Below are 18205 nucleotides of genomic sequence, written 5' to 3'. Positions count from 1 at the left end.
TTTGGCTACAGTCTTTTTTGTATAATTAAGGTACTACTATTTTAAATTGGGTGATGAAAATGCTAACGAAAAATACTCAGATGAATAGGACCAAGTGGAAATGATTGCGATAGAACAGTTGGTACCAGAAAACCATTTAGTTCGAAAAGTGGAAGCAACTATTGATTTCCCTTTTATATATCAACTTGTTAAAGATGTTTATTCAGAAGACCGTGGGCGTCCAAGCATAGACCCTGTTATTTTAATCAAGATGGCTTTCATCCAATACATGTTTGGAATCCGCTCGATGCGTAAAACAATTGAAGAATTAGAAACGAACATAGCGTATAGATGGTTTCTTGGATTTGGGTTCTATGATAAGGTTCCTCATTTCTCTACCTTCGGTAAGAACTATGAAAGACGGTTTAAGGATACGGATTTATTTGAACAAATATTCTATCGAATTTTAAAAGAAGCTTCGGATAAAAACTTGATTAGTGGTGAACATGTTTTTATTGACTCAACACACGTTAAAGCAAACGCAAATAAGCGTAAATTTGAGAAGAAGGTTGTTCGTAAAGAAACTAGAGCCTATCAGTCACGCCTTCAAGATGAAATCAATGGTGACCGAGAAGAACATGGAAAAAAGCCGTTCCCACCAGATAAATTTGAAAAGGAAGAAGAAAAGGAAATCAAGGAAAGTACCACTGACCCAGAGAGTGGCTACTATGTAAAGGATGAACGAACAAAGCAGTTTGCCTATTCTTTTCATACAGCTGCTGAGAAGAATGGTTTTATCTTAGGAACAATTGTAACGCCTGGAAATGTTCACGATAGTACGATGTTGGAACCCCTACTTGAAAAAGTCGTTAATAATGCTGGAAAACCCATTGCTGTAGCCGCTGATGCTGGATATAAAACACCTGCTATCGCTCAATACCTGATTGAAAATGAAATTCGGCCAGTTTTACCTTATACCCGTCCTCGTACAAAGGAAGGATATTTGAGAAAACATGACTATGTTTATGATGAGCATTATGATTGCTACATTTGTCCCGAAGGACAAGTTTTAAAATATAGCACGACTACGAAGGAAGGATATCGTCAGTATTTCTCCGATCATGCTCAGTGCAAGGATTGCCCTGTTCTCTCACAATGTACGCAAAGCAAAAATCATCAGAAACTCATTCAGCGACATGTCTGGGAAGAGTACCTTGAGGAAGCTGAACACCTTCGTCATACAGAAGAAAATAAAAGAATCTATGCAAGGCGCAAAGAAACGATTGAACGTGTATTTGCTGATGCAAAAGAAAAGCATGGTATGCGATGGACAACCCTAAAGGGTCTTAAAAAATTGTCCATGCAGGCGATGCTTACTTTTGCTGCCATGAATTTAAAGAAGATGGCCAACTGGACATGGGTTAGTCCAGAAATGGCATAATAAATGCCCTCGGAGAGGTCTTTTAAAGAGGAAAAAGGTATAAAAAGACAAAAGGCATCCGAATAGGCGAATTCGGAATGCCTTTTGTCTACAATCTGAAACCTTCATATGAAGGTTTTTTTTATTTAGGTTATTTTCGTAAAATAATGATATTTACACGGCGGTTAGTTGCTCTATTTTCAGATGTATTATTTGGTTTAAGCGGTTTAAATTCTCCATAACCAGTATAGCTTAAACGATTTGGATCAATGTTTCTAGTTTGAAAGAAATGAAGAACCGACGCGGCTCTTGCTCCAGATAATTCCCAGTTTGATGGGAAACGAGAACTGCTAATTGGTTGATTGTCTGTATGCCCTTCAATAATAATAGAATGATCTACCGTTTTTAATAAGCCGGAAATTTTGCTTAGAACAGGAATAAAGCCGCCTTTAAGCTGATCACTTCCTGAATCAAAGCTAATACTTTCCTTTAACGTTATTTTAATTCCTTCCTCTGCATCTGTTAAGCTGATAGAGGCATTAAGTTTGTTTTGATTAATATATTGTTGGAGCTTTGCCATCAAGTCTTGTAGTTTTTTTTCATCCTCATTAATTAGGGGATTATCCTCAGTTTCAGTATCAGGCTTTGGCTTTACTTCAGGAACTACATCTTTTTCAGCGTCCTTATCGGTTAAAGTAGAGTTATCTGGTAACTGTCCTCCACTGCTAGATTCAAATATCGTAACGGAATTAAATGCTTTAAACAGAGATTCCAACATCTCATTAGACTTTTCTGAATCCTCTGCCCGCATTGAAAATAAAACAATAAATAAGGCGAGAAGCAAGGTGAGTAAATCCGCATAAGGCAATAACCATGACTCATCAACATGTTCCTCATCATGACTATCGTGATGTCTTTTCTTGGCCACGGAAACCCTCCCCTATCTTTTACTTTCTAATTCTTCTGGAAGTAAATAAACATTTAATTTATGCTCTAGTTGTCTGCTGTTAATACCCTCTTGTAAGGAAAGCAGACCTTCTACCATAATTTCACGAGTTTCAATTTCGGCTCTTGATAATAGCTTTAATTTGTTACTCATCGGATGCCATAATACATAACCAGAGAAAATACCTACTAATGTTGCGATAAATGCAGCAGCAATTGAATGACCAAGTACTTCTGAATCTGATAGATTTCCTAAGGCAGCCACAAGACCTACTACCGCTCCTAATACTCCTAAACTAGGTGCGTATGTACCAGCTTGAGAAAATATAAGTGCACCTTTCCGATGACGTTCCTGTGTAGCCCTAATTTTTTCTAGCAATACATCGCGAGTAAATTCCGTATCAGTCGTATCAATGATCAACTCCAGCCCATGCTTTAAGAATGGATCTTCTATACTCTGAACTTCATCCTCTAACCCTAGCAAACCTTCTTTTCTTACAACGGTAGCCCATCTTGTAAACATTTCGATAATTTCTTTTTTAGAAGCAATTTGTTTGCCTCCCCCAAAGATGATTTTGATTAACTTTGGAAATTTTTTTATCTCAGACATTGGGAAACTGACTAATAGTGTGGCAGCAGTCCCACCAAAAATTATGATGAAAGCAGCAGGATTTACTAAAGCGATTAAACTAGCTCCTTTTAGTACCATAGCAACACCAACGGCTAGTAAAGCTAGAATAATTCCAATGAGCGTAGATGAATCTCTCATGGTGTTCCCCCCTTATATTGGACAAGGTTATATTGCGAAAGTATATTTAATATTTTATTTGATTACTTCAGATAAGACAACAGTTTGATAGAATAAAATTAAATCTATCAAAAAAAACAGATTTTTATTGAATGTAAAATCAAAAAAACACAATATAAGGTAAAAATCATCAAAAAGATAATCTTTTTATCAAAAAAATATGGTAAAATAAACATACTTATTTTGCAATTTTTAAAATAAAACCAACCTATTCTTTTAAATCATATTTTAATAGAAATAACAAAAGGGGGTATTGAAATGGATTTGAATAACTATATTACTATGTTTATCGAAGAGTCTAAAGAGCATTTGCAGACGATCAATGATGAATTATTAAAACTTGAAATAGAACCAGAAAATATTACCTATATTAATGAGATTTTTCGTTCGGCACACACGATTAAAGGAATGGCAGGGAGTATGGGCTTTGATGACCTTGCAACTTTAACGCATCAAATGGAAAATGTCCTGGATCTTCTTAGACAATCAAAATTAACGATTACCCCTGAAATTATGGATATTATCTTTCAATGCGTTGATATTATCGAAAAAATGGTCGACGACATTGAAGCTGGGGGCACTGGTAAAGCAGATGTCAAAGATATCGTCGCTAAACTGACGCATGCACAAAATCCCGATCAATCTCCACCCTCTGTATTGGCAGCGCTTAATGAGGTGGCAGTTGCCATCGATATGCCAATTGAAGACTATCATTGGTCAGTTATCAATGAAGCAAAAAAGATGGGCACTAACTTTTATCAAGTAACCGTTGTATTAGATGAAAATTGCGTAATGAAGTTCGTACGCGCCTTTATGGTATTACAGCTTGTAGAAGAACTTGGCGAAATGATCTCCATTCAACCGTCTATTCAGGAAATAGAAGAAGACAAAATAGATAACCATTTCACACTGCTGATGCTGTCTAATTTTGAAGCAAAAGACATCGAAGATAAATTATTAAATGTAAGTGAAGTTAAAGAAATCATTATTTCAGATAAAACGAAAGATAACCAAGCTGAAAAGAGTGAAACCGTAAAAGTCGAAGCAGAGGTGCCAGTTAAACCGTCACCTGAAACAAGTGATGCAACTGCCACACAAAAAAGATCACGTACCAAATCGATACGTGTGGATATAGACAAGCTAGATGGATTAATGAATTTGTTCAGCGAATTAATCATAGACCGAGGAAGATTAGAGCAAATAGCTCGCAAAACGTCTGCTACTGATCTAACGGAAACAGTCGAGCACATGACACGCATTTCTACTGATTTGCAAGGGATTATCTTAAATATGAGAATGGTACCAGTTGAACAGGTATTTAATCGCTTCCCTAGGATGGTTCGTGACCTTGCAAAGGACTTAAATAAGAAGATTCAACTAATTATAGAAGGCGCAGAAACTGAATTAGACCGAACTGTTATTGATGAAATTGGAGATCCATTAGTACATCTTTTGAGAAATGCCCTTGATCATGGCTTAGAGTCCACAGAGGATAGATTGGCTAGTGGGAAACCAGAAGAAGGCAAGCTTCTATTAAGAGCCTATCATAGCGGAAATCATGTTTTTATTGAAGTAGCTGATGATGGTAAAGGGATTAATCGTGAAAAAGTTTTAAATAAAGCGATTGAGCGTGAGGTTGTCTCTAAAGATGAAGCAGAAACCTTAACAGACCAAGAAGTATATGCTCTCTTGTTCTCTTCAGGCTTTAGTACGGCTGATAAGATTTCAGATATTTCTGGTCGAGGTGTAGGTCTTGATGTAGTAAAAACGAAAATTGAATCGTTAGGTGGAGTTATTAGTATCGATTCAAGTCCAGGAAAGGGATCTACTTTCCTAATACAATTACCGATGACTTTATCGATTATGTATTGTATGCTAATTAAATTGGAAGAAGAAACCTATGCGATTCCTTTTAGTTCAATCGTGGAAATTACAAAGCTTTCACAGGACCAGGTAGTCCTGATTCAAAATCAAAAAGTGATGCAATTACGTGGTCAAATCATTCCGTTAGTCTATTTAAAAGAAGTATTAAATGTTCCTACAAAGGAATCAAACATAGAACAACATCAATTTATTGTCATTGTTCGTAAAGGTGACAAAATGGTGGGGATCGTTGTAGATTCCATTCTAGGTCAACAAGAGATTGTTTTAAAGTCCTTAGGCGGATTTTTAAATAATTTATTTGCCATCTCAGGTGCTACAATTCTTGGGAATGGAGAAGTCGCATTAATCATTGACTCTAATCAGCTTATTAGCTAGGAAGGATGATCGATCTCAATGGAAAATAAAAAAATAGTCGCCTTTAAATTGGGTGAGGAAGAGTTTGGATTAGACATTGATCATGTACACTCCATCGAGCGGATATCCCAAATTACAAGAGTTCCCAATGCTCCAGCTTATATCAAAGGGGTTATGAACTTAAGAGGTCAAATTACACCAATCATTGACCTTCAAAATATATTATCGAAGAATCAAGTAGCAAAAACTGGAAGAGCTAGAATCTTGATTGCAAACTATAATGAAATGAATCTAGGATTCATGGTTGACCAAACTAGTGATGTGATGGATGTAGGACAAGATGAAATCGTCTCTCCATCTTCAAATGGATTAAATTTTGATTATCTAAATGGCATAGCTCAAATTGGAAGCCGTATTATCATGCTATTAAATTTAGATGAGCTAATGAAATTTGCTAACAACTAATCTTATTTGATAAGAGAGGGATCGATATGGAGAATTTGCTACAGAAAATGATTATTTGTAGGGTTGGCAATGATGAATTCGGTATTAGCATTAACCAAGTTGTCTCAATTGAGCGGTTACAAACAATTACACCATTCCCGAATCGTTCTCCTTACGTATTAGGGGTAACGACGGTACGAAACATTGTGACCCCGATTGTTGATATGTGTTCTGCCTTAAAAGGAGAACCAATGAAGTCAACAGATGACACTCGTGTTATTATTGTCCAAGCTTTTGACAGTTTCTTTGGTTTAGTTGTGGATGCGGCTACGGATATTCTTGATATCCCAGCTGAATCGATTCAACGTCCAAATTTATTGGAAACAAGAAATGTCTCGTATCTTAAAGGAATTTCAGAAACGAATGAGCGTTTATTGGTGCTTTTAGATATTGAAAAATTACTTGAGGACACGACAAACCTTGATGAATTAAGAGAAATTATTCAATCTTTATAGATTTATAGGTTTTGTTAAAAGAATGGAGGTGGAGTAAGTCTTGAAAATACAAGATTCCATTAGGGTTAATATTGGTGAGAACAGACAATTCCCATTAGAAAAGTCTTCATCCAACTCAGTGTCTTTTCAAAACATTATGAGATCCTATTCAAAAGACTTATCGCAGGAACATCTTCATCAATTATTAGAAAAATTAGATCAACAAGGTCAGCAACTAAGCGAAAAACGAACGTTCCAGGAATTAAAGAAATACAAGGAATTAGTCAAAAGCTTTATGGGTGAAGTGACTAATAAAGGTATAGGTCTGTATCAAACTGAAACTTGGGACATGTATGAAGGAAATAAAACGCTAAAGACGGTTCAACAAATTGACCGCAAATTAGTTGAACTAGCTGACCACTTATTAAATCAACAAAGCTCGAGCCTTTCTGTATTGGAACGAGTAGGAGAAATTAAAGGTTTATTAATAAATCTTTACTCGTAGTGGAAATGAAGGGGTACCTATAAATGAATGTCTATAAGAAATCGATTCTTATTATTGGAATCATTACCATTATTGGTGTAGCTGGATTCTTTACTTGGAATTATTTGCAAACAAAGCCCGACGAAAAGGGAACCAAAAAGCAAGAGACAATCGAAAAACTATTAGAGAAATCTGTTGAAACAGAAACGATTACAACAAACCTAGCAAATGTGGGCTTGGCAAAAATGAAATTCAAAATCATTACAACTTCAAAGAAAAATGCCGAAGAACTGACTAAGCTTTCCTTTCTTACCGAAAGCACGATTATTAAATATTTTAACGGCGTGACTAAGGAGGAAATGACCGGTACAGGTGCCATAGAAACCATTGAAAACAAATTGAAGGATGACCTTAATAAAGCGTTAGGCCATGAGTATGTAACGAAAGTTTATATAGTGGAACATATGGTGCAGTAAATTTAATTGGTAAGGAGGTTTTGGGATGATTAGAGGATTATATTCGGCAGCATCAGGAATGTTTTCACTCGAAAGAAAGCAAGAGGCTCTATCAAATAACTTGGCTAACGCACAAACACCAGGTTTTAAGAAGGATGATACGATCCTTAGAGCATTTCCAAAGCTATTAATTCATCGGATGCGCGATTTTAATAAAAATGGTCAAATGCAAATAAATGGATTACCCTTTAATCCAGGTCAAATGACTCCAGTCGGGGAGCTTCATAATGGAGTTTATGCCCAAGAACGTGTACCAAACTTCATGCAAGGTTCAATCGTTCAAACAAGTAATCCATTAGATATTGCGATTAATGATCAAAGTATCCCATTTCAAGAGCAAAATGGTCGTCAAGTTAAACCAGCAGCCTTTTTCTCAGTACAGCTTCCCGATGGAACTGGATATACAAGAAATGGAAAGTGGGATGTAGATGCTAACGGAAGTTTAGTCACTTCAGATGGCTACCGAATCCTTGGTGCAAACAACCAGCCAATTCAGCTTCCAGCCGGTGTTAGTAAAGAGGATTTAACAATTACCGATAGTGGCGAGCTAGTTGCTTACGCTAGTGATCCCACTAGAACAAGAGTAGTAGGCCAAATCGGGATTGCGGTAGCAGAGAATCCATTGGCGCTTCGTCGATTAGGAGGTAATGTCTATCAATCTGATAATCCATTACAAATCATTGATCAACAAACAGCCGCCAATTTAGGAGTATCGCTGCAACAAGGCTTTATTGAACAGTCAAATGTTGACCTCGGACAAACGATGACCGAAATGATGGTTACCTTAAAGGGCTATGAAGCAAACCAAAAAGTGATTGGAGCCTATGATCGCTCATTAGAACAATTATTTTCAGTCGGGAAAATCAATGGATAACTTTGATGGAAAGGAACAAACATCGTGAATACATCACTATATATTTCTTCCGGTGCCTTGCAAGCCTATCAGCAAAAAATTGATACGACTGCAAACAACGTAGCCAATGTTAACACAACCGGTTATAAAAAGAGAGACCAAAGCTTCTCAGAAATATTAACAACCAACTTAAACAATCAAGTGCCAGCACAGGGGGAACTCGGAAGACTAACTCCGAATGGACTTCGCGTCGGCCACGGAGCTCGTATCGGACTTACTCAAATAAATATGGAACAAGGACAAGCCATCCAAACCAATAACCCGTTTGATTTGATGATTAATGGCAAAGGCTTTTTTCAAATTGGCTTAGGGTCTGCAGAGGATGGAATTGTTGAAGTACGATATACTCGAGATGGAAACTTTCATTTAAGTCCGAACCCTGAAAATCCAAGAAGTTATCATTTAGTTCACGCTAATGGCGGATATTTGCTGAATCAAAATGGTGATCCACTTCAGTTAGATGACAGATATGAAGTGAAGATTCAATCAAATGGTCAAATTCAGTTGCGAAACAAAAATGGTAACGGTACTTCATTTGTTTCAAGACAACAAATAGGTATGGTTAATATCGATAACGCCTCCCTATTAAAAAATATGGGAGATAACCAATATTCGTTCGAGGTAGCAGCCTTACCTGAGGGGACAAATATCAATGATGTGGTTAGGAACATGTTAACCAGAGAAATTCAGTTATCATCAGGAGTTTTAGAAGGATCGAACGTCGATTTAGCGATGGAAATGACCAATTTAATGACCTCTCAGCGTAGCTTCCAAATGAACGCAAGAGCGGTTTCTTACGCTGATCAGATGATGGGGATTGCAAATAGTATAATGAGATAATAAAATTACTTACCACAGTCTTAGATACTGTGGTATTTTTCCTATCAGTCTCTAAACTTTATAGATTAAAAACCGATAATAATTACTAACTGCGTAGTGAATTGATGGTGTTTCACTGCTTTTTAAAATTGCAAGAAAGGGTGATATCCATGATAAACAATAACACGTTAAGAATAAGCGGACTTGCTTCCGGGATGAATACAGATGAAATGGTTGATAGCCTCGTAAAAGCACAAAGCAGTCGCTTAAACAAGATGCAACAAACGAAAATATTAACAAACTGGAAATCGGAATCCTACCGTGATATTAATAAAAAGATTGATGAATTTCGTAAAGCAATGGAAGGCTTGCGTTTGCAATCAACTTTTAATAAACAAGCCGTTACTTCAAGTGATTCTCGTATCGAGGTTTCTTCGGGTGGGACTAGTACGCAAACGGAATTTGTTATTTCTGAAGCTACACTTCCTACTGCAGCTAGACCGGCGATTGTTAGTTTTGATAGTAAGATGGCAAGTGGTTCTAGCCTTATAGGGGGAGATGGAAGCACTGATGTTACATTTAACTTAAACGGACAAGAAATAACTCTTACTCCGGATATGACATTCGATAAAGCAATAGCAACCATTAATGAGAAAAGTGGAGATACAAAAGTAAAAGCCTCTAATGTTGGAGGTTCTCTTGTTCTTACATCAACAGAAACAGGTGGTACCCAAAAGATTGAAATAACTGATTTTGCCGGTTCGAATAATCTAGGTTTTAAAAATCCTTCGAATACAGGTGATACAACGGGACTAGTGAATCCATTGTTATCGGTTAAGGGAACCAATGCCACATCAGGTACTGTAACCATTAATGGTACACAGATTCATGTATCTTCCAACAAATTTACTTATGAGGGTGTAACGTTTAATCTTAAGGAGAAAGTAGCGCCTGGTGCTAACATCTCGGTTAGTGTAGGTACTGATACACAAGGTATTTTTGATAACATTAAAACTTTCGTGGACAAGTACAATGATTTAATTGCTGACTTTAACGGAAAAATAAACGAAAAACGCTATCGTGACTATCCTCCTTTACTAGATGATCAGAAAAAGGACATGAAAGAGAATGATATTAAGCTTTGGGATGAAAAAGCAAAAAGTGGATTGTTGACAAACGATTCGACGATTCAAAGCTTTTTGACTGAGATGCGGAACAGTTTGAATACTGTTGTTGTAAATTCTGGTGTTTCATCAAGTTTTAAGTCTTTGAAAGATATTGGAATCAATTTTTCTTCAAATTATAAAGATAATGGAAAGTTGACATTGGATGAATCGAAGTTAAAAGGTTTATTGAAAACGAATTCCGAAGATATCAAGAAATTATTTACCATTAAAGAGACTGGAGCAACTAGCACATCAACCACCGTAACCGACAGCAATATGCATAAAAATAGTGGTTTTGCTTGGAGAATTTACGATCGCTTAAATACAGCTATTTCAAAACTCGGAACAATAGCTGGTTATCCAAATTCAGCTGTCGATACTAAGAGTACCATTGCACAACAACTCAAATCATTAGACTCAAACATTAATAGAGAACAAAGCAAAATTAGTGCATACGAAGAAAGAATGTGGAAGCAGTTTACGGCAATGGAAAAAGCATTACAGCAACTAAATAGTCAAGGTTCTTGGCTATCCCAGCAGTTAGGTTTATAGGAATTTCTAAAAAGTCATTCTAGTATGAATGGCTTTTTTTATTTTTGAAAAAAAAATATAAATTTAACTAAACAATTTTTTGGATAATACGATAAGTAATAGTACAAGGAACTATTAAAAAAATTCGTAGCTTCAAACTAAACAAATTGATAGAGTTACCGATAACAATTTAAGGAAATACATAAAAATCTTGCATCATTTTTTGTTTTGTAATCTATCAAAGGTTTTGGATTATGGATAGTGCTAGTAAAGAAATTTAAAAGATACTAAAAGAAAATTTAGTAGAAAGCACTAAACTATTCTAGTTATTCTCCGATAATAATAATTGTAGAGGTAAATACTTCCACAGGAGGATGGTAACATTGCTTATTGTAGGCAGAGAAATTGGCCAATCAGTGATAATTGGGGATGACATTAAAGTTACTGTTCTTCAAATTCAGTATAAGCTAAAAGTGGACATTGATGCTCCAAAAAACATTCGGATTTCGTATGAGAAACAAATTACACCAAGAATTAATCAGTTGAAAAAACGAGCTCAAATTATTGGTGAGACAATAGCCATTGGAGAAGATATAAAGGTAACGATTCTCCAAACTGAATCTGGCTTACTTCGCTACGCAATTGATGCACCTAAAGAAATAAGCATCTATCGTGAAGAGTTAATTAATAACAGAAGCTTACATAAACATAACTGCTTACCAACATTCTAGGAAGAGAAGAATTTTTCATTGGTTAATAGCCCTTAAAGGGTTTATTATATAGCAATAAAAAATAGGGGGCAACCCCAGTAAAAATTATATATTTAGGAGGAAAAAATTATGCGTATTAATCACAACATCGCGGCATTAAACACTCACCGTCAGTTGAATAGTGCTTCAGGCGCTCAATCAAAATCAATGGAGAAATTATCTTCAGGTCTACGTATTAACCGTGCTGGTGATGATGCAGCCGGTTTAGCAATCTCTGAAAAAATGCGTGCTCAAGTACGTGGTTTAGATCAAGCATCTCGTAATGCTCAAGATGGAATCTCTATGATTCAAACAGCTGAAGGTGCATTAAACGAAACTCATGATATTCTTCAACGTATGCGTGAATTATCTGTTCAAGCATCAACTGACACTAATAATACTGACGACCGTGAAGCGATCGGTGAAGAATTACTTCAATTAAAAGGTGAAGTTGACCGTATCTCTAAAACAACAGCATTTAACGGTAAAAAACTATTAAATGGTGACTTATCTGCAACACAAACTGCTGGTACTGCAACTGTGGGTACAGTATTATCAACAGCTGGTGGTTCAGCGTCAATTTCTAAAATTGATGTTTCTGGCGCACAAGGAAGCACAACATACACATTCTCAGACGCTGGCGCTGGTAAAATTACATTAACGCGTGGGACTGATTCAGTAGCTCAAACTATTACAGGTGAGGCTACAATTGGTGCAGATGGTACTACAACATTAAACTTTAACGAATTAGGTATATCTGTAGAGCTTACTGGTGCTTCTGCAAAAAGTAATGCTAATATTGCTGATGAATTGAAGGCACTTACTATTATTACAGGTGCAAATGCCTCAGCTAGTTTTGCAATTGGTTCTAACGGAACAAATGATGAAAAGTTAGATGTTTCTTTCTCGAAAATGGATTCTTCAACACTTGGTAGTGGTGGAGCGAACAAAATTTCAGATAAAGTATCGGGTGCTGCAAGCGCTATCGTAAGTGATAAAATAAAGGCAGATGCTTTAACTTCTGTTTTAGATGACGCTATTAAACAAGTATCTAAACAACGTTCCACTCTTGGTGCGGCTCAAAATCGTTTAGAGCACACAATCAATAACCTTGGCACATCTTCTGAAAACTTGACAGCTGCTGAGTCTCGCGTACGTGATGTTGATATGGCGAAAGAAATGATGAACCAAACTAAGAATTCTATCCTTTCTCAAGCTGCTCAAGCTATGCTTGCTCAAGCAAACCAACAACCACAAGGGGTTTTACAACTTCTTCGTTAATAATTATTTTAAAAGGAACTCTAGTTTATCTAGGGTTTCTTTTGCATTTATAACAAATAAAATTACAATGACAAATCGAAGTGCACTAAACTTTTCCACAATTTTACCGATATAGGTAGTAATAATAATTACACTGAGAAGGGGTTTATGACATGTTAGATAAGTTGATTACTTCAAATAACCAATTACCGAAACAAGTAGAAAGCATACCCAAAATGAAAGAAATCTCCCCTGATAATAAAGAACAACCTCAGTCAAAGACACAGCAAGAAACCATATCAAAAGAAAAAACTGAGAAAATCATTAGCAGCATGAATGATTTTTTAAAGGCATCCAATACGCATTTAAAGTTTGAATTTCATGACGATTTAAAAGAATATTATGTAGCCATTGTTGATGATATGACTAATGAAGTGGTCAAGGAGATTCCTTCTAAAAAACTACTAGATATGTATGCAGCTATGACCGATTATTTAGGATTATTAGTAGATAGAAAGATTTAATTTCAAGGTGGTGTATTATGCAACTCCCGCAAATTCGCTTACAACAAACACATGCACAAATAGGATTAAGAATTACCCAACCTGTTCAAGAAATACAACAAAAACCTGCCGATCTTTCCATTAAACAGGAATCTGCTATAATGTCAATCGAGAAAAGGCCATCTCAATTAAAAATAGACGATGAACAGTTTTGGAATGATCTTGGTTTCAAGTCAATTCCTACAATTCTACAAGAAAGTGCTCAAAATGGTAGAGAAACAGTACTAGAGTATATCAGCACAAAAGCTCAAGAAGGAGATCAACTAGCAAAAATCGAGAATAAATCAGATGCAATAGTTGGGATCATAACAGATAAAGTATTACCACAAAAAGCAGATTTTAACATCGGATTTATTCCTAGTCCAGGGTCTGTAAAAATACAATTTACACCGGTAGAAATACATATTGACTGGAAAAAAGGGGGAGCAGATATTCAAGTTACCCCAAATAAGGTTGTCCACAACTACACTCCTGGGAAAACAGAGGTATACCTTCAGCAAAAGCAGCAGCTCCAAATTGATTTTGTTGGAATGAACATTAATCAACAAACATAATGTCTTGTTTTTCCAAATATTTCATTACTTCCTTTCTAACTTTCTCTATCAAAAAATGCCTAAACATTTTGATAAAGTATCCGATAAAAATAGTATATTAGGAAAATAAATTGTTCTTTTTGATGGGAATGTACTGCCTATCAAAAAGAATGGATAAGGAGGATTGAAATGGAAGTAAAGAAGAAGAAGTTATTCCTGTTTAAATGGAATAGTGTAAGAACGAAGTTGATAGCAGGTATGACTGCTGTAGCCTTAATCCCAACACTTTCCATCGCCATAATTTCAAATACCATTACTCAAAATATTATTGAAGAAGAGTTATCAAAGTCAACATTCGAAGTAACAAAGCAAGCAAGTAAGAGTTTGGATTATCGTTTAGAAGGGGTATCCAATCAAATCAAACTTCTGGCACATAATGAACTTTTTACTAAATTTTATCAGATTCCTGGAAGTGCTAAAAATGCATTAACGTTAATGCAGGGTACCCAAAATACTTCTGCTGACTACTCATCAGTCTATTTTGGAACTCCTAAGAAGGAAATGCTCATTGCACCAAAACAGGAACTTTCAGCAGATTACGATCCAACAGAACGCCCATGGTATAAAGGAGCGTTAGAAAAGAAAGGTGAGACCTTTTATAGTGACCCATATCAGGATGATGGAACAGGTGATATGGTATTAACTATCTCAAAGGCCGTAGTCGATCTTGAAGGGAATGTAACAGGGGTAGTAGGAATTGACTTAAGTATTCTTAAATTCTCTGAGTCACTTAAAGAAATAAAAATTGGTAAGAAGGGTTATATGACCATCATTGGCAGAGATGATAATTATATTGCCCACCCAAATGTAGGTAAGATTGGTTCAGATTTAGCAACTAAACTTAGCATTTGGGACGACATTTCGAAAAATAAAGAAGGTTATGGGGATTTTACCGTAGGTGGTAAGGAGAAATTTTCAGCCTATTTGACAAATGAAAGAACCGGTTGGAGATTTGTAACCGAAGAAGATAAGTCCGAAATTACGAATAGTTCAAATAAAATTGAAAAAATAGGATGGCTTCTAACGCTTGTTTTTGGTCTATTATCAGCCATTGCTGCATTTGTAATTGGTCAAAGAATCTCTCGCAATGTACTTGCCGTTAAAACAGCATTAGAAACAGCAGCAAAAGGTGATTTTACCGCAAGAGTATTTGTAAAAACAAATGATGAATTTAATGAATTGAGTCACAGCTTTAATCAAACAATGGAGCAATTATCCACTTCGCTTCAAAAAGTAGAAGAAACATCTAAAGAAGTTTTAGAAACTTCAGCACATTTATCGATGATGACGGTAGAAACAAATGCCTCATTATCAGAGGTTGCCTCTGCAATTGAAGAAATTTCCCAAGGGGCTGGCTTGCAATCTAGAAATATCCATGTGAGCTTTGAGCAAATGAGAGACTTATCTACTCAATTAGATGATATTTCTCATATCACACAGGACATCAACCAAGTATCAAATCGTTCGATGGAACTAAGTAACAAAGGATTAGAACAAGTTAACTTACTTTCAGATAAAGCAAATGAAACAAAATCCTCCACAAATGAAGTGGCTTCCATCGTTAAAGAAGTTGAGACTAGGATGGAAGAAATTAATGCAATTATTGAAGCGATTACAAAAATTACAGAGCAAACCAATCTACTATCCTTAAATGCTTCTATTGAATCAGCTCGTGCTGGTGAGCATGGAAGAGGATTTGCCGTTGTAGCAAACGAAGTGCGTAAGCTTTCTGAACAATCAAAAGCATCTGCAGTTGAAATTAAACAAATTGTTGATAGCATTCAAGAAGTTGTCCAAAAAGCAGTTGAAGCAATGGATCGCACGAATCATGCCGTAACTGAGCAAGATGTGGCTGTTACCGAAACGAAAACCATCTTCAACGATACACTAGCCATTGTTAACGAATTGGCTCGGAAAGTAGAAGAAGTACAGGTTTCTGTAAAAGAAAGCCAAACAAATAAAGAAACAGTCACAATGGAAATGGATAGTATCACAGCTGTATCGGAACAAACTGCTGCTGCTACCGAAGAAGTCTCGGCCTCAACAGAGGAAATTTCCGCAACCATGAGTTCATTTACAAGACGAGCTTCTAGTTTAAAAGAACTGTCAGAGCAATTGGAAAGCGAAATTAAGAGATTTAAATTAAAATAATATCGTTAGAGAGGGGCTTCTTAGGAGGTTCCTCTTTTGTTTAGGTGAGTGACAATTTTGAATTTTAAGTTTAATATATTGATAATAGAAGGGAGCGGATTGACATGCAGGTTAAGGTATTCGCAAATCTCCGAGTTATATGTGGCGGTGTTTCAGTAGAAGTCCATCCTAATGGAGACCGTGCAATGGATGTACTAGATAAAATGATTGAGATGTTTCCAGATTTAAAAGAAGAGATCTATACAGAAGAGAAGAAGCTGAAACCATTTGTTCATTTGTACATTAATGGTAGGAATATCATTCATGCTGAGGATTTGGAAACTCGGGTAAAAGAGACTGATCAGCTTGCACTTTTCCCTCCAGTGGCTGGTGGGTGAGATGTTTAGTCGTGAACTTGAGTTCAGGGGAATCCCTCTCGCCCAACTAGGGCAATATTTAGAGGATCTAGATGGGCGATTGGTGACGCATTCGGATGTCTTTCCCTTTGTTTATGAAGGGGATGGGTGGAAAGGTGAGCTTTTGTCTGAAGATGAATTGGCGTTTACCTCTGTTTTTCGGGTGAATGCGGTATTTATTAGGTTTAGCGCTGAGACTGAAGAGAAATTGGATTCACTGATAAAAAGTTATCGATTTAAGACGACTAGGGTTGGGGGATAGCGACTATTTGCTATTCCTTTTTATTATTTGAGGGAAGATACCAAGTTGCATAGTAAATCCGCCCTTTATTGGAGCCTGTATGTTGGAGATTCATAGTAGTAAGCAGTCTATTAGCGGATTGTGGTGACTCAATATGAGTAAGTTCCCGAAACTCTTTATTTGTAATGGTGGGACCGAAAATAAAAAAGTGATCATTTACGGCATTTTTATGGGCATCTTTAGATTTATGATGACAAAAGAGGCATTCCCAAGATCCATAAGAATGCATCATTGGAATAGAGTGACATAAGGGACATCGTACTCCTGTAATAATATCTTGTTTAGATATCGTGTATTTTTTTAGAACATCAACTTCTAAAGGAGTATGGTACTTTAATAATAATTTCCTCAGTCTTTTTCTTTCTTTTATAGGAATATTTTGCATTTTATGTGTTTTTTCATAAAGTTGTATTTTATCGATGAAATCGTGGCCATAACACATTTTCCAAAATTGTTCTGGGTTGCCATTAGGAGCTTCAATTTTCGTAGAAGGATTTGCCATAGCAATTAAATAGTCAACGGGGAAAGGTTGGAATTTATGTTTTTGAAACCAGTCTATTAACTGTAATTTTTGCAATTTTACTTGGGAGATGGGATTTATTATTGGTTTGCTATTTTGGGTAAATTGGTTGGTGTTTTTATCATATACAACTGTACCTGATAAATTTTTAATTTCTACCAATGGGACAAATGCATCAGATACGATTAGCGTATCGATTTGAAAGAAACTATCACTATTACTATTTTGAAGTCTAAGCCCATGGTAGAAATCATATTTTTCTTGATTCATTAATGAAAAATAGTATTCTAAGCTCTTCTCACCTTGGTATCCCGCTTTTATTCTCCCATAGTCTCTAGTTAAGTTTTCTAGTTTAGGGTGATTCTCAGGCAATCGCCCCATTAAAGCTTCAATTTTCAATAAAATTCTTGGTATTTCTCTGGGTAAAATAATCATATTATCACTCCAATGGTTTTTTGGGGGAGGTAGATTAATCTAGTGAAGGATTTTTAAGATTTAGGTGTGTATTATGACGTAAAATGCCTAAAAGATTCCTGTTTTTATAGAAGAATAATTGATTTGGATAAGCTTGGGATTGCTGTGTTAGAAATATATCACCAACTTTTATGCCATATCACCGAGTTTAGGAATATATCACCAACTTTCCAGAACAAATCACCGAGTTTAGAAAAATATCACCGACTTTCTAGAACAAATCACCGAGTTTTCCGATATATCACCGACTTTTCAGCACAAATCACCGACTTTAGAAAAAAATCACCGACTTTTCAGCACAAATCACCGACTTTCCAGAAATATCACCTCCTTTCAGATTAAAAAATATACGCAATTAAAACACTCAAATTTATGGAATAGGAAAGCTCTCTCAAACTACATGAAGTAGATAACGGAGTAACGAAACGGAAGTAAATAGAGGA

18 protein-coding genes and 1 pseudogene are annotated in these 18205 nt (G+C 36.0%); 16 read left to right on the top strand and 3 right to left on the bottom strand.

Annotated elements, in window-relative coordinates; all coding sequences use genetic code 11:
- Positions 1 to 59: 59 nt before the first annotated feature.
- Positions 60 to 1420: pseudogene (locus LRP83_RS17465) on the top strand (IS1182 family transposase).
- Between the two features lie 130 nt (positions 1421 to 1550).
- On the opposite strand, the gene LRP83_RS17460 reads toward LRP83_RS17465, so the two are convergent.
- Both LRP83_RS17460 and motA read right to left on the bottom strand, forming a co-directional pair.
- Positions 1551 to 2327 (bottom strand): OmpA/MotB family protein, encoded by a 777-nt coding sequence (locus LRP83_RS17460; RefSeq protein WP_230497984.1) that lies wholly within the window; start codon positions 2325 to 2327, stop codon positions 1551 to 1553.
- Positions 2328 to 2339: 12 nt separating this feature from the next.
- Positions 2340 to 3113, bottom strand: a complete 774-nt coding sequence (motA, locus tag LRP83_RS17455) for a flagellar motor stator protein MotA (protein ID WP_230497983.1) — start codon at positions 3111 to 3113, stop codon at positions 2340 to 2342.
- A gap of 297 nt (positions 3114 to 3410) precedes the next feature.
- On the opposite strand from motA, the gene LRP83_RS17450 reads away from it, so the two are divergent.
- The 15 genes from LRP83_RS17450 (at position 3411) to LRP83_RS17380 (ending at position 16729) form a co-directional block, all read left to right on the top strand.
- Positions 3411 to 5411 (top strand): chemotaxis protein CheA, encoded by a 2001-nt coding sequence (locus LRP83_RS17450; protein ID WP_230497982.1) that lies wholly within the window; start codon positions 3411 to 3413, stop codon positions 5409 to 5411.
- 18 nt (positions 5412 to 5429) lie between these two features.
- Positions 5430 to 5855, top strand: a complete 426-nt coding sequence (locus LRP83_RS17445) for a chemotaxis protein CheW (RefSeq protein WP_230497981.1) — start codon at positions 5430 to 5432, stop codon at positions 5853 to 5855.
- Between the two features lie 26 nt (positions 5856 to 5881).
- Positions 5882 to 6349 carry a chemotaxis protein CheW gene (locus LRP83_RS17440; RefSeq protein WP_230497980.1) on the top strand — a complete coding sequence of 156 codons (468 nt, stop codon included), beginning with the start codon at positions 5882 to 5884 and terminating at the stop codon, positions 6347 to 6349.
- Between the two features lie 40 nt (positions 6350 to 6389).
- Positions 6390 to 6833, top strand: a complete 444-nt coding sequence (locus LRP83_RS17435; RefSeq protein WP_230497979.1) for a YaaR family protein — start codon at positions 6390 to 6392, stop codon at positions 6831 to 6833.
- Between the two features lie 23 nt (positions 6834 to 6856).
- Complete coding sequence (locus tag LRP83_RS17430) at positions 6857 to 7288, top strand: flagellar basal body-associated FliL family protein (protein WP_230497978.1); 432 nt, start codon at positions 6857 to 6859, stop codon at positions 7286 to 7288.
- 25 nt (positions 7289 to 7313) lie between these two features.
- Positions 7314 to 8201, top strand: a complete 888-nt coding sequence (locus LRP83_RS17425) for a flagellar hook-basal body protein (protein WP_230497977.1) — start codon at positions 7314 to 7316, stop codon at positions 8199 to 8201.
- A gap of 24 nt (positions 8202 to 8225) precedes the next feature.
- Complete coding sequence (locus LRP83_RS17420) at positions 8226 to 9080, top strand: flagellar hook-basal body protein (RefSeq protein ID WP_230497976.1); 855 nt, start codon at positions 8226 to 8228, stop codon at positions 9078 to 9080.
- Positions 9081 to 9229: 149 nt separating this feature from the next.
- Positions 9230 to 10777 carry a flagellar filament capping protein FliD gene (gene fliD / locus LRP83_RS17415; protein ID WP_230497975.1) on the top strand — a complete coding sequence of 516 codons (1548 nt, stop codon included), beginning with the start codon at positions 9230 to 9232 and terminating at the stop codon, positions 10775 to 10777.
- A gap of 362 nt (positions 10778 to 11139) precedes the next feature.
- A complete protein-coding gene (locus tag LRP83_RS17410; protein ID WP_230497974.1) occupies positions 11140 to 11487 on the top strand; it encodes a carbon storage regulator in 348 nt (115 codons plus the stop codon).
- 108 nt (positions 11488 to 11595) lie between these two features.
- On the top strand, positions 11596 to 12786 hold the full coding sequence (locus tag LRP83_RS17405; RefSeq protein WP_230497973.1) for a flagellin N-terminal helical domain-containing protein: 1191 nt from the start codon (positions 11596 to 11598) through the stop codon (positions 12784 to 12786).
- Positions 12787 to 12938: 152 nt separating this feature from the next.
- Positions 12939 to 13289, top strand: coding sequence for a flagellar protein FlaG (gene flaG, locus LRP83_RS17400; RefSeq protein ID WP_230497972.1), 351 nt, complete (start codon positions 12939 to 12941; stop codon positions 13287 to 13289).
- A 17-nt stretch (positions 13290 to 13306) separates the two neighbouring features.
- Positions 13307 to 13882: a DUF6470 family protein gene (locus LRP83_RS17395; protein ID WP_230497971.1), complete on the top strand. Its 576-nt coding sequence runs from the start codon at positions 13307 to 13309 to the stop codon at positions 13880 to 13882.
- Between the two features lie 168 nt (positions 13883 to 14050).
- On the top strand, positions 14051 to 16072 hold the full coding sequence (locus LRP83_RS17390; RefSeq protein WP_230497970.1) for a methyl-accepting chemotaxis protein: 2022 nt from the start codon (positions 14051 to 14053) through the stop codon (positions 16070 to 16072).
- 104 nt (positions 16073 to 16176) lie between these two features.
- On the top strand, positions 16177 to 16449 hold the full coding sequence (locus tag LRP83_RS17385; protein WP_230497969.1) for a ubiquitin-like small modifier protein 1: 273 nt from the start codon (positions 16177 to 16179) through the stop codon (positions 16447 to 16449).
- Position 16450: 1 nt separating this feature from the next.
- Complete coding sequence (locus tag LRP83_RS17380; RefSeq protein ID WP_230497968.1) at positions 16451 to 16729, top strand: MoaD-like domain-containing protein; 279 nt, start codon at positions 16451 to 16453, stop codon at positions 16727 to 16729.
- A 10-nt stretch (positions 16730 to 16739) separates the two neighbouring features.
- Here the strand turns inward: LRP83_RS17380 and LRP83_RS17375 are convergent, their stop codons facing one another.
- A complete protein-coding gene (locus LRP83_RS17375; protein ID WP_230497967.1) occupies positions 16740 to 17687 on the bottom strand; it encodes a nuclease-related domain-containing protein in 948 nt (315 codons plus the stop codon).
- Positions 17688 to 18205: the final 518 nt, after the last annotated feature.

The organism is Pseudoneobacillus rhizosphaerae (assembly GCF_917563885.1).
GTDB lineage: Bacteria > Bacillota > Bacilli > Bacillales > Cytobacillaceae > Pseudoneobacillus > Pseudoneobacillus rhizosphaerae.
The sequence above is the reverse complement of the archived record's forward strand: the minus strand, read 5'-3'. Positions and strand labels throughout refer to the sequence as shown.